The organism is Nonomuraea soli (assembly GCF_013761175.1).
Taxonomy (GTDB): domain Bacteria; phylum Actinomycetota; class Actinomycetes; order Streptosporangiales; family Streptosporangiaceae; genus Nonomuraea; species Nonomuraea soli.
On the sequence record NZ_JACDUR010000009.1, the window covers coordinates 72,072 to 92,025 of the forward strand.

Annotated in this window: 9 protein-coding genes; 5 read left to right on the plus strand and 4 right to left on the minus strand. The window is 73.8% G+C overall.

The annotated features are described in order from the left end of the window. From HNR30_RS39485 to HNR30_RS39500, 4 genes are read right to left on the minus strand one after another with little or no spacing between them, the layout of a single operon-like run. A complete protein-coding gene (locus tag HNR30_RS39485) occupies window positions 1-3,027 on the minus strand; it encodes a condensation domain-containing protein (protein ID WP_181615300.1) in 3,027 nt (1,008 codons plus the stop codon). Then, complete coding sequence (locus HNR30_RS39490) at window positions 3,024-3,635, minus strand: LOG family protein (RefSeq protein ID WP_181615301.1); 612 nt, start codon at window positions 3,633-3,635, stop codon at window positions 3,024-3,026. The genes HNR30_RS39485 and HNR30_RS39490 overlap by 4 nt, the downstream gene beginning before the upstream one ends. After that, window positions 3,632-4,969, minus strand: a complete 1,338-nt coding sequence (gene ccrA / locus HNR30_RS39495) for a crotonyl-CoA carboxylase/reductase (protein ID WP_181615302.1) — start codon at window positions 4,967-4,969, stop codon at window positions 3,632-3,634. Before ccrA ends, HNR30_RS39490 begins: the two co-directional genes overlap by 4 nt. Further along, window positions 4,966-6,453 (minus strand): amino acid adenylation domain-containing protein, encoded by a 1,488-nt coding sequence (locus HNR30_RS39500; RefSeq protein WP_181615303.1) that lies wholly within the window; start codon window positions 6,451-6,453, stop codon window positions 4,966-4,968. The genes ccrA and HNR30_RS39500 overlap by 4 nt, the downstream gene beginning before the upstream one ends. 143 nt (window positions 6,454-6,596) lie before the next feature. On the opposite strand from HNR30_RS39500, the gene HNR30_RS39505 reads away from it, so the two are divergent. From HNR30_RS39505 to HNR30_RS39525, 5 genes are read left to right on the plus strand one after another with little or no spacing between them, the layout of a single operon-like run. Then, window positions 6,597-10,958: an SDR family NAD(P)-dependent oxidoreductase gene (locus HNR30_RS39505; protein WP_181615304.1), complete on the plus strand. Its 4,362-nt coding sequence runs from the start codon at window positions 6,597-6,599 to the stop codon at window positions 10,956-10,958. A gap of 23 nt (window positions 10,959-10,981) precedes the next feature. After that, a complete protein-coding gene (locus tag HNR30_RS39510) occupies window positions 10,982-12,676 on the plus strand; it encodes a fatty acyl-AMP ligase (RefSeq protein WP_181615305.1) in 1,695 nt (564 codons plus the stop codon). Continuing rightward, window positions 12,673-15,414, plus strand: coding sequence for a type I polyketide synthase (locus HNR30_RS39515; RefSeq protein ID WP_181615306.1), 2,742 nt, complete (start codon window positions 12,673-12,675; stop codon window positions 15,412-15,414). Before HNR30_RS39510 ends, HNR30_RS39515 begins: the two co-directional genes overlap by 4 nt. Then, a complete protein-coding gene (locus tag HNR30_RS39520) occupies window positions 15,411-16,820 on the plus strand; it encodes an amino acid adenylation domain-containing protein (protein WP_181615307.1) in 1,410 nt (469 codons plus the stop codon). The genes HNR30_RS39515 and HNR30_RS39520 overlap by 4 nt, the downstream gene beginning before the upstream one ends. After that, the gene (locus HNR30_RS39525) at window positions 16,817-19,954 is read left to right on the plus strand and encodes a non-ribosomal peptide synthetase (RefSeq protein ID WP_181615308.1); all 3,138 of its coding nucleotides are present in this window, start codon (window positions 16,817-16,819) and stop codon (window positions 19,952-19,954) included. The genes HNR30_RS39520 and HNR30_RS39525 overlap by 4 nt, the downstream gene beginning before the upstream one ends.

Genomic DNA, 19,954 nt, shown 5'->3' on the forward strand with positions numbered 1-19,954 from the left:
TCACCTCCGCAACGGCAGGTCGGGGCCGGCCACCAGCTCGATGACCAGCCGCCGCAGCTCTTCGGCCATCGCGGCCACCGTCTGCGGCAGGAACAGGGCGGTGTCGTACTCCAGCACCGCGCGGGCGCTGTCGCCCAGGTCGGTGACCTCCAGGGCCAGGTCGAACTGGGCGGTGCCGAGGGGCACGGACATGCGGCGCATCGCCACACCGGGGAGCACGTCGTCGGCCGATTCGAGCAGCCGCCGGTCGTGCAGGGTGAACAGCAGGCCGAAGGGTTTGTCCCTGCCCAGGCCCAGCTCGGCCGAGAGCAGGGTCAGCGGGAGTTCCTGGTGCTCGTAGGCGTCGAGCAGGCCGCGCCTGACGACCGCGACGGCGTCGGAGAACGTGGCCGCGCCGGTCAGGTCGGTGCGCACCGGCAGGGCGTTGACGAAGTGGCCGATCAGGTCGGCCGTCTGCGGCCTGGTGCGTCCGGAGACGACCGAGCCGGTGACCAGGTCCCAGGCGCCCGTGCGCCGCGCCTGCCAGATCTGGAAGGCGGCGAGGTGGACCATGTGCGCGGTAGCCCCGGTCGCCTCGCACAACGCCCGTACGTCCACGGGCAGGTCGAACACGTGCTGGGCGCCCTGGAAGAGGGGCCTGCGCGGGCGCGGCAGGTCGGTGGGGAACCGCGTCCTGTCGGCGCCGTCGAGGCGCTCGCGCCAGTGCGCCGCCAGTGTGCTCAGCCGCTCGCCCGACAGGCGTTCGCGCTCCCAGACCACGTGGTCGGCGTACTGCACGGCCAGGGCGGCTGGAACCGGGCCGCCCGTGGTCCTGGAGCGGTAGAAGGCGCACAACTCCCGCCAGAACACCGCCGTGGACCAGCCGTCGAAGGCGATGTGGTGGACCAGGAAGAGCAGCACGTGATCGTCGGGGGCGACCCTGAACAGCACCGGCCGGATCGGGGGCCGCGACAGATCGAACGGCCTGCCGTACTCCTCCAGGACCGCGCGCACGGGGTCGGCGGTGTCGACGACGGGCAGCCGCAGCGGCGCGGGCTCGGCGATGCGCTGCACCGGCCCCCGCCGGGTGGCGGCGTAGGTGGTGCGCAACGGCTCGTGCCTGGCCACGACCTGGCCCAGCGCCCACTCCAGCGCCGGCACGTCGAGCTCGCCCTCCAGGTGGAAGGCGTGCGGTGCGCTGTAGGCGAGGCTGTGCGGAGCGAGCTGGTGCAGGATCCACAGGCTCTCCTGGGCGTAGGAGAGCGGGAGGTCCTGGCCGGGCGTCCTCGGCAGCGGCACCGGGCCCGCGTCGGCGGGGGTGGCGAGCATGCCGGCCAGCTCGGCGGGGGTCAGGTGGTGGAAGACGTCGGAGATCGACACCTCCACGCCCAGGGCCGCCTGGAGCTCCATCGCCACCTGGACGGCGGCCAGCGAGTGACCTCCGAGCGAGAAGAAGTCGTCGTCGGGCGCGATCTCGCCGGGCTCCAGGCCCAGGACGTTGCCCCAGATGCCGGTCACGGTGCCGACGAGCTCGGCCGGGGCCGTCACCGGCCCGGTCCCGGTGGCACCGGCCAGGGGTACGGCACGCGGGACGTTGTCGCGCGGGCGCCACGACAGCGTGCCGACGGGCCGGTCCGGCTCGGCCGTCACCTCCTCCAGGATGCCGCGATACCCCTGCGCCAGCCAGGCGATCGTCTCGGCGTCGAACAGGTCGGTCGAGTAGCGCAGCAGGCCCGACAGCTCGCCGTCGGAGGAGATGAGCTCCATCTCCACGTCGAACCTGACCGTCTGCTGCTCCAGCGGGTAGGTGGCCAGGACCAGCTCACCCAGGTGGAGCAGCATGCCGCGCTCCCCCTCAGAAGGGGCCCCCAGCGGCGAGGCGGTCTCGCCGGACTCCGAGCGGGTGATCTCACCGCGCTGCGAGGCGCGCAGCGTGAACGCCACGTCGAACAGGGGCGAGCGGCTCGGGTCCCGCCGCACGCCCAGGCGTTCGACCAGCAGCGGGAAGGGATAGTCCTGGTGCTCCAGCGCGTCGAGCACCACGCTCCTGGTGCGTGCGAGCAGCTGGGAGAAGCCGGGCTCGCCCGACAGGTCGGTCCTGACGACGACCGGGTTGACGAAGTAGCCGGCCACGCCCGCGAACTCCGGGCGGCTGCGGCCCGAGGTCCAGGTGCCCAGCAGGAACTCCCGCTGCCCCGCCGCCCTGCCCAGCAGGACCTGGAAGGCGGCCAGCAGGGTCGTGTACACCGTGGTGTCGTGCCGGGCGGCCAGCTCCTCGACCTTCGCGGTCAGCTCCGCGTCGAGACGGAAGGCGTGGCAGGCGCCGCGGAAACTCCGGTCGGCGGGCCTGGGCCGGTCCAGGGGCAGGGCGAGCGGGGGCGGCGGGTCGTGCAGCGCCTCCCTCCAGTGGTCGGCCAGCCGGTCGCCCCACGGGCCCGCCAGCATGGCCGCCTGCCAGGCGACGAAGTCGGCGTAGCCCGCCTCGGGCGCGGGCAGGTCGGGCTCGCGCCCGTGCAGGTAGGCCGTGTAGGCCCGGCCGAGCTCGTCGAGCATGAGGAAGAGCGACCAGCCGTCGATGGCGATGTGGTGGGTGACCCACAGCAGCACCGGCGGCGCGTCAGGGCGGCGGGCGAGCACGACACGGAAGACCGGTCCTGTGGCCAGGTCGAAGGGGCGGCCGGCCGCCTCCGCGAGCAGGTCGGCCAGCTCCTGCGGCGAGGCGGGGTCGGCGATCACGAGATCGGGCTCGGCCGCCCGGCTCACCCGCTGGACGGGGGTGCCGCGCACGTACGCGTAGGTGGTGCGCAGGATGGGATGGCGGGCCATCAGCCAGGCGAACGCGCGGCGCAGCGCGCCGGGGTCCACCGTGCCGCGGATCGTCCAGGCGAAGGGCATGTTGTAGGCGACGCTCGCCTCCCGCCGCACCCGGTCCATGAACCACAACGACTGCTGGCCCTGCGAGAGCGGGAAGGGCGCGGCGCCCGAGCTGATCAGCTCGGCCAGCAGGGCCCGTTTGTCCTCGCGCGACAACGACGCGGGCACGCTCATCGTGCCCCTCCGACGGGGACCAGCCGCTCGATGATCTCCAAGGCCTCCAGCGGCGACGACGCCGTGTGGAACATCGGCTGCTCGCCCGGAGAGATGAAGCCGAACCGGCCGAGCGTGGCGATCAGGTTGACCAGGTCGTCCCAGACTCCCTCCGTGTTGACGATGATCATCGGCTTGGCGGAGACGCCCAGATAGGTGGCGGAGATGACTTCGAGGATCTCGTCCAGGGTGCCGAAGCCGCCCGGCAGCGCCACGAAGGCGTCGGCGCTGCGCAGCATGTGCTCCTTGCGCTTGTAGAGCGTGTCGGTCAGCTGCGTCTCCTGGACGGGGGCGGCGATGGCGCGCTCGCGCTCGTACAGGAAGCGGGGGATGATGCCGCGGATCGGCGCGCCGTGCTCGGAGGCGGCCCAGGCCACCTCGCCCATCAGGCCGGAGCCACCGCCGCCGTACAGCAGCCGGTGCCCGCGCTCCCCGATGAGCCGGCCGGTCGCCCTGGCCATGTCGATCACGGCCTGCGAGGTGCACCGGCCGGCGCCGCAGAACACGCAGATCTCCAGGCGCCTCTCGCTGGGCGCCGACAGATCCGATTCGAGGATGGAGGTGGTCACGACGTCTCCTTGAAACGGGTGATGGAGGGCAGCAGCCGCTGCCGCAGCTCCTGGTCGCGCACGCCCAGCCCCTCCTCGGGCGCCAGGCACAGCACGCCGACCTTGCCCTGGTGCACGTTCCTGCGCACGTCGTGCACCGCGTCGGCGGCGCTGGTGAGCGGGTAGGCGCGCGACAGGGTGGGGTGGATCATGCCCTTGGCGATCAGCCGGTTGGCCTGCCAGGCCTCGTGGTAGTTGGCGAAGTGGGTGCCGACGACCCGCTTGAGGTTCATCCACAGGTAGCGGTTGTCGAAGGAGTGCTGGAACCCGGTCGTCGAGGCGCAGGTGACGATGGTGCCGCCGCGCCGTGCCACGTACACGCTGGCGCCGAAGGTGTCGCGTCCCGGGTGCTCGAAGACGATGTCGGGGTCCTCGCCGCCGGTCAGGTCGCGGATGCACTGGCCGAACCTGCGCCACTCGGCGACATCCGGGGTGTGCTCGTCGCTCCAGAACGAGAAGCCCTCGGCCGCGCGGTCGATGACCAGCTCGGCGCCCGCCCGCCTGGCCAGCTCCGCCTTCTCGGGCGAGGAGACCACGCAGACCGGGGTGGCTCCGCCGTTGAGCGCGAACTGGGTCGCGTAGGAGCCGAGACCGCCTGAGGCGCCCCAGATCAGGACGGTGTCGCCCTGCTTCATCTGGGCGCCGTTGCGCGAGACGAGCTGCCGGTAGGCGGTGGAGTTGACCAGGCCGGAGCAGGCCGCCTCCTCCCACGTGAGATGGGCGGGCATCGGCATGAGCTGGTTGGCCTTGACCAGCGCCAGCTCGGCCAGGCCGCCGAAGTTGGTCTCGAAGCCCCAGATGCGCTGCTCGGGATCGAGCATGCTGTCGTCGTGGCCCTCGGGGTCCTCCAGCTCGACCGACAGGCAGTGGGCGACGACCCGGTCGCCCGGCTTCCACTTGCTGACTCCCGGGCCGACGCGCAGCACGACGCCCGACAGGTCGGAGCCCAGCACGTGGTACGGCAGGTCGTGGCGGCGGGCCAGCTCGCTGCGCCTGCCGTACCTGCGCAGGAAGGCGAAGGTGGGCAGCGGCTCGAAGATCGCCGACCAGACGGTGTTGTAGTTGACCGAGCTGGCCATGACGGCGACCAGCGCCTCCCCCGGGCCGGGCTCGGGCGTGGGCACCTCCTCCACGTGCAGGGACTTGCGCGGGTCCTTGAACTCCGAGCTCACGCCCTCGAACATGCCGACCTCGTCGGCGTGGACGGTCAGGGCCGTGTAGAACTCGGGCACGGGCATCGCCCCGAGGTCGCTCTCTCCGGCCAGTACGGCGTCGCGGATGGCACCGGTGCTCATCGTGTTCCCTCCAGGGCGAGCCGGTCGAGCTTGCCGTTGGGGTTGAGTGGAAACTCCGCCACGGTGTGGAACCTGGCGGGGATCATGTGCGCGGGCAGCCGCTCGCCGCACCGCTCGCGCAGCTCCCGAGCCGGGGCGGGCTCGCCCACCAGGTAGGCGACGATCAGCGGCTCGCCGCCCGGCGGCGTCTTGACGAGCACCGCGGCGTCGTTCACACCGTCCAGGCCGCGCAGGACGGCCTCGATCTCGCCCAGCTCGATGCGGAAGCCGCGGATCTTGACCTGGGAGTCGATGCGGCCCAGGTACGCGAAGGAGCCGTCGTCGAGCCGCCTGACCAGGTCACCCGTGCGATACCAGCGGCGCTCGCCCTCTCCCAGGTCGACCACGGGGAACCGCTCGGCGTTGAGCTCGGGCCTGCCCACGTAGCCGGCGGCCAGGGCGGTGCCGCCGATCCACAGCTCGCCCTCGGCGCATGCCGTACCGTCCGTGCCGACGACGGCGGTCCGCACGTGGCGCAGGGGCCTGCCGATGTTGGTGGGGCCGGTCGGGTCGGTGACGGCGGCGCGGTCGACGACGGTGCAGGTGGCGAAGACGGTGGTCTCCGTCGGGCCGTAGATGTTGACGATCTCCTCGCGCCCGCCCGTCAGGTCCATCCAGGCGCGGATGGTGTCGCGGTCGATGGCCTCGCCGCCGAAGATCAGGTAGCGCAGGTCGAGCGGGCGCGGATCCTGCTCCATGGCCCAGGCCAGGTACTTGAACATGCTGGGCACCTGGCACAGCACGGTGACGCGCTCGTCGGTGAGGGTGCCCAGCAGCCGGCGCGGGTCGCGTCCGACGTCGGGCGGGATCACCACGAGGCGGCCGCCGTGCACCAGCGGACCCCAGATCTCCCAGACGGAGAAGTCGAAGCAGTGGCTGTGGAACCAGGTCCACACGTCACGCGAGTCGAAGGCGAACCGCTCGGCCGCCGAGGCGAACAGCTCGCTGACGGCGTGCTCGGGCGTGGCCACCCCCTTCGGCCTGCCGGTCGAGCCGGAGGTGTAGATGATGTGGGTGGGAATGTCGGGCGAGCGCCCGGCCGGGGCCAGGATCGGCGCCCCGTCGCCGGTGACCTCGATCCTCGGCACGCCCTGGAAGGGCCAGGGACCGCCGGGGTCGGCGCAGATCGCGCCGAGTCGGCTGTCGCCGGCCATGAAGCGCACCCGGTCGGCGGGGTAGTCGGGATCCAGCGGGACGTAGGTGCAGCCGTGGCCGACCACCGCGACGATGGCGGCCACGACCTTCCAGGATCGCCGCATGAAGATGCCGACACGGTCGCCGGGCGCCAGGCCCAGCGCGGTCAGCGAGCCCCGGATCCCGGCCGCGGCGGCGGCCAGCTCCGCGTAGGTGACGTGGGCGGGCCCGTCTGTGACGGCGACGGCGTCGGGCCGCCGTCGCACGTGCTCGTAGAACGACGAGCCGAGGAAGCCGGATTCTTGGTCCACACCCGAGGACGATCCCCAATTGCCCGAAATATCGGTATTCGTCCGCCGACTAGGCTTGCCGCCCCGGTCTGGACCTCCGGCTAGGTACGGCTCGCGTCCTGAGGCGGGCGACGCGGCGCGGCCCGCTGACCATGCTTCAGGGCATGAAGCGTGTCGTATTCGTCTTCCCCGGACAGGGCACCCAATGGCACGGCATGGGCGCCGCCCTGCTGGAGCGGGAACCCGCCTTCGCAGAAGCGGTCGCGGACTGTGACAAGGCCCTGGCGCCCCTGCTGGGCTGGTCGGTGACCGACGCGCTGTCGGGCGCCCGCGACATCGTCGACATCGACGCCATCCAGCCCGCCCTGTTCGCCCTCCAGGTGGGCCTGGCCAGGCTCTGGCGGTCCAAGGGCGTGCACCCCTCCGCCCTCGTGGGACACAGCCTCGGCGAGGTCGCCGCCGCCCACGTCGCCGGCGCGCTCACCCTGGAGCAGGCGGCCGGCGTGGTCGTCGCCCGCAGCCGCCTGTACCGGCGGCTCAGCGGCTCGGGCGCGATGGCGCTCGTGGGACTCGGCTGGGCGCAGGCCACCGCCGCGATCGACGAGCAGGACGGGCGCGTCTGCCTGGCCGCCACCAACGCCCCGGGCTCGACCGTGGTCGCCGGCGACCACGACGCCGTCCACGCCCTCGTCCAGCGGTTGCGCTGGGACGACGTGTTCTGCCGCCTCATCGGCGCCGACGTCGCCGGGCACAGCCACCACGTCGACCCGCTCCTGCCGGAACTGCGCCGCGAACTGGCCGGGCTGGAACCCTCCGACGCCACGATTCCGCTGTGGTCGACGGTCACCGCACGAACCGGTGCGCGCCTCGACGCCGCGTACTGGTGCAGGAACCTGCGCGAACCCGTGCTGTTCTGGCCGGTGATCAGGGAGCTGTCCGAGGCGGGACACGACACGTTCCTGGAGCTCAGCCCGCACCCGACCCTGCTGTCAGGGCTGCGGGAGACGCCCGCCAGGCTGCTGGCCTCGCTCCACCAGGAGGACCCGGGGACGCTCGGCGCCTCCCTCGCCGAGCTGCGGGCGGTGGAGCTGGAGCCGGACGGGGTGCTGGGCGATCACCGCGTCGAGGGCGAGGTGATCGTCCCTGGCGCGGCCTTCGTCGCCGCCGCCCTGGCCGAGGCACCGGTGCTGGACGACGTGGCCTTCCACGTCCCCCTCGTCCTCGGCTCGCCGCGACGCCTGCGCACCACACGCACCGGCGACGACCTCACGCTGACCTGCGACGGCGTCGTCCACGCCACCGCGCGCACCACCACCCCACCCACGGCCGCCTCGCACGCCGACAGCACGCACTCCGACACCGCCCGCACGGCCACCGCCCGCACGGCCACCGCCCGCACGGCCACCGCCCGCCGAGCCGTCGTCGACCTGCCCCTCGTGCGCACGCGGTGCGCCACCGCCCTCGACGCCGGGGAGTTCTACGCGCGTCTCGCCGGGCGCGGCATGGAGTACGGCCCCGCCTTCCGCCGCGTCGAGACGATCGCCACCGGGGCGGGCGAGACCCTCGTACGGCTCGCCGGGCCGTACACGCTCGACGCCCCCTCGATCGACGCCGCCCTCCAGTCCCTCGCACCCCTGCTCGACGAACTCGACGGCCTCATCCTCCCCCACCGCATCGGCCAGATCGCGGTCCTCGGCGAGGTGGCGGGCGCGCGATGGGCGCACGCCAGGCGCGTGCGCGACACCGAGTTCGACATCGACGTCTGCGACGACGGAGGCCGCGTGGTGCTGGCCCTGCGTCGCGTGACGGTGCGCCGCATCACCCGCGACCGCGGGTGGAGTCACGCGGCGCGGTGGACCCGAACGGCACCTGGCGAGGGGGTGCCGTTCGGGGGCCGCCTCCACCGGGTCCCGCCCGGCCTGCCCGCGGAACGCGCCGTCGCCGAGGTGCTGGAGCTGGCCCGCGAACTCGCCGAGCAGGCCGAACCGCCCCGGTTGTGGGTGGTCACCGAGCTGGCGCAGGCCGTCGAGACGGGCGACGCCGTCCGGCCCGGCGCCGCCGCCGTGTGGGGCCTGGTGCGGGCGATCCGCCACGAGCACCCGGAACTGGGATGCACGCTCATCGACCTGGACGGCGGGCCGCTGCCCGAGCTCTGGGAGCTGGGCGAGGAGAACGAGGTCGCCTACCGGGACGGGCAGCCCTTCGCGCTGCGGCTCGTCCCCCGGCCCGCGCCGCGCCGCGAGGCGGAGCCGTACCGGGTGGTCCTGTCCGAGCAGGGGGAGCTGGGCGGGCTGCGGCTGGAGTCCGCGCCGGAGCGCGAGCCCGGGGCCGGGGAGCTCAGGGTGCGGGTACGGGCGGCCGGGCTCAACTTCAACGACGTGCTGCGCGCCAACGGCATGCTGGCGGAGGCGGGGCCGCTGGCTTTCGGGCTGGAGTGCGCGGGCGAGGTCATCGCCGTCGGCCCGGACGCGACCAGCTCCCCAGGCGCCGGAGACACGGGGCTCGGTCACACGGGCCCGGACGCCACGCGGTTCGCCGTCGGAGATCGGGTCGTCTGCCTCGTCTCCGAGATCGGGGCGATGGCCACGCACCTCACCGTCGACGCCCGCCTGGCCGCCCGCATCCCCGACAACCTCGGATACGCGCAGGCCGCCACGCTGCCCGCCGCCTACCTCACCGCCGTCCACGGCATGGCCGGCCTGCGCGAGGGCGAGCGGGTGCTCGTGCACGCCGGAGCGGGCGGCGTCGGCCAGGCGGCGCTCCACCTGGCCCGCCGCTCGAACGCCGAGGTCATGGCCACCGCGGGCTCCGAACGCAAGCGTGCCTGGCTCAGGGAGCAGGGCGTGCGCCACGTGTTCGACTCCCGCTCCACCGCCTTCGCCGGGCAGGTCATGGAGGCGACGGGCGGCCGGGGCGTCGACATGGTCGTCAACTGCCTGAGCGGCGAGGCCATCGAGGCGGGACTGTCGGTCCTGGCGCCGTTCGGGCGTTTCGTGGAGCTCGGCAAGCGCGACATCGCCGAGAACCGGCCGCTGGCGCTGGGGCCGTTCGCCAGGAGCCTGACCTTCCACGCGGTCGAGGCGTTCTCGCTCACCCGGCTGCGGCCCGCGCTGGTCGGCGGGCTCCTGCGCGAGATCGTCGCGGCGGTGGCGGCCGGGGAGCTGCAGCCGCTGCCGGTGACCGTACTCCCGGCCGCCGAGGCGGGCGACGCGTTCCGCCACATGGCGGCGGCCAGGCACATCGGCAAGATCGTGCTGACCTTCGACGACGCGGTGCCGCGCGCCGACGGGACCTACCTGGTCACCGGTGGCCTCAGCGGGCTGGGCCTGGCCGCCGCCGAGCGGCTGGCCCGCGACGGCGCCCGGCACCTGGCGCTGCTGGGGCGCGGGGCGCCGCGCCCGGAGAACGCCGCCCGCATCGACGCGCTGCGCGAGGCGGGGGTCGAGGTGACGGTGCTGGCCGCCGACGTGGCCGACGCCGACGCCCTGGCAGCGGCCCTCGCCACCCTCCGCGGCACCGGCCCCGCGGCCGGAGCCGACAACGCGGCGGCCGGGGCCGGCAACGCGGCGGCCAGGGCCGACAGTGCAGCGGCCGGGGCCGACAGCGCGGCGGAGCGGCCGCCGATTCGTGGCGTCGTGCACGCCGCCGGTGTCCTGCGCGACCGCATCATGACCGCCATGGACGCCGCCTCGTTGCGCGAGGTCCTGCGCCCCAAGGTCGACGGCACCCTCAACCTCCACCGTCTCACCGCCCGCGACCCCCTCGACTTCTTCGTCCTGTTCTCCTCCGCCGCCGGCCTGCTCGGCTCGGCCGCCCAGACCGGCTACGCGGCGGGCAACGCCTTCCTGGACGGCTTCGCCCACTGGCGCCGCTCCCAGGGACTGACCGCCACGAGCATCGGCTGGGGCCCCTGGTCGCAGACCGGTCTGGCCGCCACCGAGGAGCGCGCCGGGCGGCTGGCCCTGCGCGGCATGGGCGGCATCGACGTCGCCCACGGCCTGGACCTGTTCGCCGCCGCCCTGGCCGAGCGGCCCGCGCACGTGGCGTTCGTCCCGCTGGACGCGCCGACGTGGTTCGCGCACAACCCCGGACAGGACCGCTGGTCGATCTTCGCCGGGATGCGCGGCGAGCCGGCGGCGTCCGGCCGGCTGGAGTTCTCGACGCCGCAGGAGCTGCAGGAGGCGATGACCGCCTGGGTCGCCGGCGTCCTGCGCACCTCGCCCGCCGCCATCGACCCGCATCTCTCCCTGACCAGGCTGGGTCTCGACTCGCTGATGGCCGTCGAGCTGCGCAACCTCGTGGAGTCCCGGCTCGGCGTGCGCCTGCCCACCCCCGCCTTCCTCGACGGGCCGTCGGTGGCCGAGCTGACCGGGCGAGTGCTGGCCCGCCTCGGCGAAGGGCCCGGCCACGACGACGGTCACGGCCAGGGCGACCCCATGGTGGCCCGGCTCGAAGCCCTGTCCGACGCCCAGGTGGACGCGCTCCTGGACGAGCTGCTCAACAACCCCATCGGAGGCGTCGCGTGACTGAGCGCGCCGAAGGAGGCATCATGACCTACCCATCCATCCTCGACAGGCTCCTCGACGACGCCGGGGCGCACGGGGACCGGCCGGCCCTGACCTTCCTCGGCCGCGAGGGCAAGCAGGTCCAGACCTTCGCCGGCCTGGCGGACGACGCCCTTCGGGTGGCCGCCCGGCTGGGCGAGCGCGGGGCACGCGGCGAGCGGGTGCTGATGATCTGCCCGACCTCGCCGGAGTACGCCTCGGTCTTCTACGGGTGCCTGCTGGCGGGGGCCGTACCCGTGCCCGTCTACCTGCCGTCGGTGGCGCACTTCCGGTCGGCGTGGTCGAAGATCTCGGCCATCGCCCGCGACTCGGGCGCCGCCTTCGCCATCGCGCCGGCGCCGCTGCCCGACGGCGAGATCCTCGCCGCGCTGCCCGGCTTCCGCGGCTGGCTGCACTTCGCCGACCTGCTCGCGGGTACGGCGGAGCGGACCATCGAGCTGCCCGGCCACGACGACCTGGCCTTCCTGCAATACACCTCGGGCTCGACCGGCCACCCCAAGGGCGTCATGGTCACCCACGACCGGCTGGCCCACAACGCCTCGGCCGTGGCCAGGGCCGTGGGCGCCGACCACACCACCACCACGATCTCCTGGCTGCCGCTCTACCACGACATGGGCATCATCGGCTCGCTCATCTCGCCCCTCTACTGGGGCGCGCACGTGGTCAAGATGACCCCGCAGAACTTCGCCTCCCGCCCGACCTCCTGGCTGAAGGCGATCAGCGAGCACCAGGGCGTGCTGTCGTACGCCCCCAACTTCGCCTACGAGCTGTGCAGCCGCAAGGTCACCGAGGCGGAGCTGGCCGAGCTGGACCTGTCGAGCTGGCGGGTGGCCGTCAACGGCGCGGAGCCGATCAGGGAGGCCACGATCAGGCGCTTCGCCGACCGGTTCGCCTCCACCGGGTTCACCCCCGGCGACATGCACTTCGCGTGGGGCATGGCCGAGACGACGCTGGTCGTCACCACCAGGCCGTGGGGCGGCGGCGACCCGGCCCTGCGGGTCGGCGACCGCTCCTACGTGCGCTGCGGCCCGGCCCTGGAGGGCATGACGGTGATCATCGCCGATCCGCGGACCGGCCGCGAGTGCGCGCAGGGCGAGGTCGGCGAGATCTGGGTGCACGGACCGTCGGTGACCGCAGGCTACTGGCAGCGCCCCGACCTCACCGAGGAGATCTTCCACGCCCGCGTGCCGGGCCGCGACGAGTCGTTCCTGCGCACCGGCGACCTCGGGGTGATCAGCCCCGACGGCGAGGTCGTGATCGTCGGCCGGCACAAGGACCTGATCGTCGTCAACGGCGTCAACCACTACCCGCAGGACGTGGAGTACACCGTCGAGCAGGTCCACCCCGGCCTGCGCGGCGGCTGCACGGCCGCCTTCTCCACCGAACCGACCGGCGACGTGCCGCAGGCCGAGGCCGCCATCGTGGTCGCCGAGGCTAGCGGCACCGCGCACGAGCTCGCCGAGCTGATCACCGAGATCCGCCTGGCCGTCGCCAAGGAGCACGACCTGGTGCTCGACGGCGTCTTCCTGGTCGAGCCGCGCTCGGTGCCCAAGACCACGAGCGGCAAGATTCAGCGCCGCGCCAGCCGCGACATGCTCCTGTCAGGGCGCTTCCCCGTGCTGGCCGGCTGGGTCTCGCCCGCGCTGCCCGACCTCGAACCCGCGGCGGCGGCCAGATGAACCGGCTGGAGCTGATCCTCGCCCTCGTCGCCGAGCGGACGGGGCTGTCGCCCGTCGATCCCGACCGGTTGTTCATCGACTACGGGATCGGGTCGGCGGACGCGGTGGCCCTGGCCGCCGACCTCGGCGGGCGCCTCGGGGTGGAGCTGCCCACCACGGTGTTCTACGACCACCCGACCGCCAGGGCACTCGACCGCCACCTGTCCGCCCTCGCCGTACGGCACGAGCCGGACCGTGATTTGTCCCGCCTGGCCGTACGGCAAGAGCCGGACCGTGATTTGTCCCGGCTGGCCGTACGGCAAGAGCAGGACCGCCATCCGTCCGGCCTGGCCGTACGGCAGGACGGGCCGGGTCGCCTGGAGCCGGTGGCGATCGTCGGCATCGGCTGCCGGGTTCCCGGCGCGGCCGGCCCCGAGGCGTTCTGGCGGCTGCTGTCCGAAGGGCTCGACGCGGTCGTGCCGGTGCCACGCGAGCGGGCCGGGCGCCACCACGGCTGGAGCGAGCCCGGCGTCGGCGTCGGCGGCTTCCTGCCCGACGTGCAGGCCTTCGACCGGGCGTTCTTCTCGATCAACGCCAGGGAGGCCGCGGCCATGGACCCGCAGCAGCGCATGCTGCTGGAGGTCGCCCACGAGTCGCTGCAGGACGCCGGCATCCGCGCGAACGACCTGGCAGGCAGCCAGACCGGCGTCTTCGTCGGCATCAGCAGCGGCGACTTCCTGGTGGAGAGCTTCTCGCCGGGCAGCGAGCGCGACGGCTACACGCCCACCGGAGCGGCGCACAGCGTGGCGGCCAACCGCATCTCCTACGTCTTCGACCTGCACGGCCCCTCGATGGCCGTCGACACGGCCTGCTCCTCGTCGCTGGTCGCCGTCCACCAGGCGGTCATCGCCCTGCAGACCGGCCAGTGCGACACCGCCCTCGCCGGAGGGGTCAACGCCATCCTGACGCCCGACTTCGGGCTGTGCTTCCGCACCGCCGGCGTGCTCGCGCCCGACGGACGCTGCAAGTCGTTCGGCGCCAAGGCCGACGGCATGGGCCGGTCAGAAGGCGCCGTCGTGCTGGCGCTCAGGCGCCTCTCCGACGCCGAGGCCGCGGGCGACCGGGTGTACGCGCTCATCCTGGGCGGAGCCGTCAACAGCGACGGGCGAACCAACGGGCTCATGTCGCCGAGCGCACCCGCCCAGGCCAGGCTCCTGCGCGCCGCGTGCAGCGCCGCCGGGGTGGAGCCGGGCGAGATCGGCTACGTGGAGGCGCACGGGTCCGGCACCAAGCTGGGCGATCTGATGGAGCTGCGCGCGCTGTCGGAGGTCCTGGGCGGTCGCGGCGGCGAGCCGGTGCGGGTGGGGTCGGTCAAGAGCAACATCGCCCATCTGGAGGCGGCGGCGGGGGCGGCGGGGCTGGCCAAGCTGGCGCTCGCGCTGCACCGCGGCGTGCTGCCCGCGAGCCTGCACGCCGACGAGCCGGCGGACGACTTCGACTGGGGGGCCGGCGGGCTGGCCGTCCAGACGAGGACGGAGCCGTGGGCGGGACGGGTGGCGGGGGTCAGCTCGTTCGGCTTCGGCGGGACCAACGCACACCTGATCCTCCAGGCACCACCGCGACCGGACCCCGGCATCGCCACCGGGAGCGGGAGCGGGGTGTTGCGGCTCCCCTTGTCCGCGCACACTCCGGCGGCCCTGCGCGCTCTCACCGAGCGATGGCTGGACGCCCTGGCCGACCCCGGCCTGAACCTGGCCGCCGCCTGCCATACCGCCGTCGAGCGGCGCGACCACCACGCCTACCGCCTGGCCGTGTCCGGCGCCGACGCCTCGCAGCTCACGGCCGAGCTGGAACGCGCCCTCACCGCGCTCGTCGTCAGCCCGCCTCCCCCTGCGGCAGGCGGCCCCGTGGCCCTGGTCTTCACCGGCGGCCACGCCTTCGACGCAGCTCAGGGCCGGGCCTACGACGCGGCCCACGAGCGGGCCCTGGGGCTCGTCGAGGCCGGGGCCGGGGTGGCGATGGTGATCGGTCACGGGTCCGGTGAGGTGGCCGCGGCCGCGTTCGCCGGGGTCCTGTCTCCCGGCGACGCCGCCCTCGTGACCGCGCAGCGTGCCCGGCTGCTGGCGCCGCTCGCGCCCGTGTCCACCCTGCGCGTACGGCTGGCGCCGCGTCTGGCCGCCGCGCTGTGCGAGCGGGTGGGCGCACGGGCGGCCGTCTCCCTGCACGAGGACGCCCAGACCTGCGTCCTGGCAGGACCGCCCGCCGAGCTGGCCAAGCTCACCGCCGCCCTGGCCGGGAGCCGCGTCCTGCACGACGACCTCGGCCCCGCGACGCCGGACCACAGCGGCCTGGCCGCCGAGATCGCCGGCGAGCTGCGCAGTGCCCTGGAGGATCTGCCCGCCAACGTCGGCCACCTCCCCCTGGTCTCTTCGCTCACCGGCGCGCCGCTCGACGGCCGGGCGATGGGCGCGAGGCACTGGGTCAGGCAACTGTGCGAGCCCAGCCGGCTCGGTGAGGCGCTCGACCACGCGATCGCGCAGGGTGTGCGCACGTTCGTGGAGCTCGGCCCCGGCCTGGCTGCTCCGCTGCTGCGGGCGCGGACGGCCGCCGTGGTGCGGTGCGCCACGGACGCCGACGTGCCGGCCGCCCTGATCCGCCTCTACGAGCTCGGCCACGACCCGACCCGGCCCACCCCTGCCGCTTCTTCGCCCCCGATGGTCTCGATCCCCCTGCTGCCCTGGTCACGGAGGCCGGCGTGAACACCGTCCTGCACGAGGTCGCCCGGCAGGTGGCGAGCACCCCGCACGCCCCCGCCGTCGTCGACGCCGCCGGCACGCGCACCTACGGCGAGCTGGCCGCCCAGGCCGCGGCCGTCGCCGAGGGGCTGCGGGCACGCGGGGTACGGCCAGGCGACACGATCGCCGTCGCCCTGCCGAGAACCGGCGACCATGTGGCCGCGCTCCTGGGCGTGTGGCAGGCCGGCGGGGTCGTCGTCCCGCTGGATCCGACCTCGCCGCCCGAGCGCACCAGGTTCCAGCGCGAGCAGGCGCAGGTGACGCATCTGCTCGACTCCGTCCCGCCGCCGCGTGGCTCCGCCGCCGTCCTGGCGACCGGCGACGTGGGTGCCGAGCAGTGCGCGTACATCATGTTCACCTCCGGCTCGACCGGCAGGCCCAAGGCCGTCCAGGTCACCCATGCCTCGCTGCTGCACTGCGTGCGCGCGGTCGCCGAGATTCTGCGCCCCGCTCCCGAGGACCGTTACGCCGCCAACCAGACCTTCGCCTTCGACATCTCCCTGCTGGAGATCCTGCTGCCGCTCACGCATGGCGGGGCCTCCCTGGTGACCTCCGAGCAGCTGCAAGCCGACCCGGGACGGCTGGTCGCCTGGCTGGAGGGGCACGACGTCAGCGTCGTCCACGCCACCCCGACCGCCTGGCGCTCGCTGCTGCCGTACCTGACGCCGGGACGCACCCGCCTGCAGGCGGTCTGCGGCGGCGAGGTGCTGACGGCCAGGCTGGCCGCCGAGCTGGCCGGCCGGGCGGGCCAGGTGTGGAACTTCTACGGCCCCACCGAGGTCACCGTCTGGTGCACGGCGGGCCTGGTCGAGCCTGGCGAGGGCGACCCGCTGCCGGTGGGGCGCCCGCTGCCCGGCTACCGCGTCGAGATCCTCGACGCGGGCGGCGACCCGGTCGCCGGCGGCGTGGAGGGCGAGATCCACGTCGGCGGGCCCGGCGTGGCCGTCGGCTACCGGGGCGCGCCTGATCTGACCGCCGAGCGGTTCGTGGAGCATCCGCGGCTGGGCCGGCTGTACCGCACGGGCGACGTCGGCCGCCTGCTGCCCGACGGCAGGCTGCACTTCGCGGGCCGCCGCGACCGCCAGGTCCAGCTGGGCGGCTACCGGATCGAGCTGGGCGAGATCGAGTGCGTCGCCCAGGAGCACCCGCTGGTGGAGCTGGCCGCGGCCCAGGTGGTGGGGGGCGAGCTGCTGCTGTTCGCGCAGGGTCCGGTCACCGCCCGCGCCCTGCGCAAGCACCTGGCCGCTCACCTGCCCATCTCCATGATCCCGCCGCGCATCGAGGTCCGCGCGGCCTTCCCCCTCACCGTCACCAAGAAGATCGACCGCGTCGCGCTGGTGGCGTCGGCGACCGGATGGGAAAAGACATGACCGAGCTTGCCGAGGTCACCACGACGACGTGCCTGCACGAACTGGTCGAGGCCCAGGTGCGGCGCACCCCCGAGGCGATCGCCGTGGTCGACGACGACGGTTTCTCCCTCACCTACCTGCAGCTCGACGAGCGCGCCAACCAGATCGCCCGCCATCTGCGGGAGCTGGGCGTGGTCGCCGACACGCCGGTGGCCCTGGCCGTGCACCGCGGGCTCGACCTGGTCATCGCCCTGCTCGGGATCCTCAAGGCCGGCGGCGCCTACCTGCCGATCGATCCGGACTCGCCCGCAGCGCGGGTCCGTCTCATGGTCGAGCAGGCGCGGGCGCCGGTCTGCGTGGGCGAGCAGGCCCTGGCCGACCGCCTGCCGGACGACATCGCGCGGGTGGTGCTGCTCGACCGCGACCGCCACCTGATCGACCGGCACGAGTCGAGCCCGGTCGGCTCCGGTGTGCGGCCGGGCCACCTGGTGTCGATCTACTTCACCTCCGGCTCGACGGGCACTCCCAAGGGCGTGGCCAGCACGCACGGGGGCTGGCTCAACCGGATGCGGTGGATGCAGGAGGAGCACCGGCTGATGCCGGGCGAGAGCGTGCTGCACAAGACCACGCTCAGCTTCGACGACTCGGCCGTGGAGATCTTCTGGCCGCTGTCGATGGGCGGCGTCGTCGCCGTGCTGCCTCCGGAGGAGCACAAGGACCCGGTGGCCCTGCTGGAGGCCGCGCGCCGCCACCAGGCGGCGGTGGTGCAGTTCGTGCCGAGCATGCTCAGCCTGTTCCTGGAGGCGCACCGCCGGGCCGGGCTGCCGCGCCTGGCCCACCTGCGCCACGTGATCTCCAGCGGCGAGGCGCTGACCGCCCCGCTGGCACTGGCCTTCCACGAGCAGCTCGGCGTGTACGGCTGCCGCCTGCACAACCAGTGGGGCGCCACCGAGGTCTCGATCGACTCCACGCTCTACACCTACGACCCCCACGACCCGTACGCGGGGCCTGTCGTCTCCATCGGCTCGGCCTTCACCGGCAACACCGTGCACGTGCTCGACCAGGACATGCGCCCGGTGCCCGACGGCGAGACCGGGGAGCTGTTCATCGGCGGCATCGGCCTGGCCCGCGGCTACCACCTGCGGCCCGCCCTGACCGCCTCCCGTTTCGTGCCCGACCCGTACGGCCCGCCGGGATCGCGCCTGTACCGCACGGGCGACCTGGGCCGCCGCCGCCCCGACGGCGCCCTGGACTTCCTGGGCCGCACCGACCACCAGGTCAAGATCCGCGGGGTGCGGATCGAGCTGGGCGAGATCGAGGCCGCCCTGGAGACGCATCCGAGCGTGCGCCAGGTCGTCGCCCTCGTCTCCGGCGAGCGGCTGGTCGCCTACGTCGCGGGCGCCGAGCCGGACCCGGCCGAGCTGCGCGCCCATCTGGTCGAGCGGCTGCCGTCGTACCTGATTCCGGCGCAGATCGTGCCGCTGGAGCACATCCCGCTCAACGCCAACGGCAAGGTGGACCGGGCCGCGCTCCCGGAGGTCACAGCACAGGCCGAACGGCCGGACGTGCGGGCTCCCGTCACCGCCACGCAGAAGGCCCTGGCCGCGATCTGGGCCGACGTGCTCGACGTCGACCAGGTCGGCCTGGAGGACAACTTCTTCGAGCTGGGCGGCAACTCGCTGCTGGCCACCCAGGTGATGTTCAGGATCCAGGACCACCTGCGCATCGACTTCCCGCTCTATCTGCTCTTCTCGGCCGAGACGCTGGAGGAGCTGGCCGAGGAGGTGGACGAGAGCCGGGTCGCGCAGATCCCGCCGCTGCCCGCGGCCGGCAGGGACGGCGTGCTGCCGCTGTCGTTCAGCCAGGAGCGGCTGTGGTTCCTGCACCGGCTGGCGCCCCATTCGACCGCCTACAACGTGCCGATCGCCTGCCGGTTGGTCGGCCGCCTGGACCAGGGCGCGTTCGTCCGCGCCTTCGACGGGCTGGTGTCGCGGCACGAGATCCTGCGCACCCGCTACGTGGAGAACGCCGGCGGCGTCCCCGAGGTGCGCATCGACGAGCGGGGCCCGCGCCTGGCGACCGGGATCGCGGCCGGGCGCGACCGGGTCTCGCGGGAGGCGGCCGCCTCCCGCGCCCTGCAGTCCGACTGGGACACCCCGTTCGACCTGGCCCGCGAGGCTCCGGTGCGGGCCAGGCTGACCAAGCTCGACGACTACGAGCACGTCTTCTCGATGGTCGTGCACCACATCGCCTACGACGCGGGCTCGGAGCCGGTCTTCTGGCAGGAGCTCGGCACCCTCTACGAGGCCGCGCTGTCGGGCCGTCCCGCCGTCCTGCCGGGGCTGGGCGTGCAGTACGCCGACCATGCGGCCTGGCAGCGCGGCCAGGGCGGCGACGGGGCGCAGATCGACTACTGGCGCGACCAGCTCGCGGGCCTGAGCCCGGTGCCGCTGCCGACCGACCGGCCGCGCCCGCCTGTGCAGACCTTCGACGGCGCCCGCACCTCCTTCATGCTCGACGAGCAGGTGACGGAGCGGCTGCGCAAGCTCAGCCGCGAGGCGGGCACGACGTTGTTCGTCACCATGCTCGCCGGCTTCCAGGCCGCCCTGGCCAGGGTGAGCGGCAGCGACGACGTGGCCGTCGGCTCCCCGGTGCCGGGCCGTACCCGGCCCGAGACCGAGCACATGATCGGATTCTTCGCCAACACGCTGGTGCTGCGTACCTCGCTGGCGGGCTCCCCCACCTTCGCCGAGCTGGTCGGCCGGGTGCGGGAGGTCGTGCACGCCGCCTACGCCCACCAGGACGTGCCGTTCGAGCGCCTGGTCCAGGCCCTGCGCCCGCGACGCGACCCGGGCCGCATGCCGTACTTCGACGTCATCTTCAACGGCGTCCCCCTCAGTGCCCTGACCAGCGCGGAAGCCGTACGGCTGCCGCAGCTGACCGTCACCCCCATCGACCTGGCGACCCGTACCACCGTCGCCGACCTCGTCTGCTCGGTCGCGGAGACCCCTGACTCGATCATCGGCGAGGTCACCTACAACACCGACCTGTTCGACGCCACGACCGTCGAAGGCCTGGTGGACGTCTGGTTGCACCTGGTGAGAGCGGCGGCGCGCGACCCGCACACGCCGCTCTCACCGGTCCCGCAGGCCTGA

What these genes read in the sequence shown, in the direction of transcription:
- HNR30_RS39485 (WP_181615300.1), bottom strand. Translation starts at nt 3,027, where the DNA reads ATGAGCGTGCCCGCGTCGTTGTCGCGCGAGGACAAACGGGCCCTGCTG.
- ccrA (WP_181615302.1), bottom strand. Translation starts at nt 4,969, where the DNA reads ATGAGCACCGGTGCCATCCGCGACGCCGTACTGGCCGGAGAGAGCGAC.
- HNR30_RS39505 (WP_181615304.1), top strand. Translation starts at nt 6,597, where the DNA reads ATGAAGCGTGTCGTATTCGTCTTCCCCGGACAGGGCACCCAATGGCAC.
- HNR30_RS39510 (WP_181615305.1), top strand. Translation starts at nt 10,982, where the DNA reads ATGACCTACCCATCCATCCTCGACAGGCTCCTCGACGACGCCGGGGCG.
- HNR30_RS39515 (WP_181615306.1), top strand. Translation starts at nt 12,673, where the DNA reads ATGAACCGGCTGGAGCTGATCCTCGCCCTCGTCGCCGAGCGGACGGGG.
- HNR30_RS39525 (WP_181615308.1), top strand. Translation starts at nt 16,817, where the DNA reads ATGACCGAGCTTGCCGAGGTCACCACGACGACGTGCCTGCACGAACTG.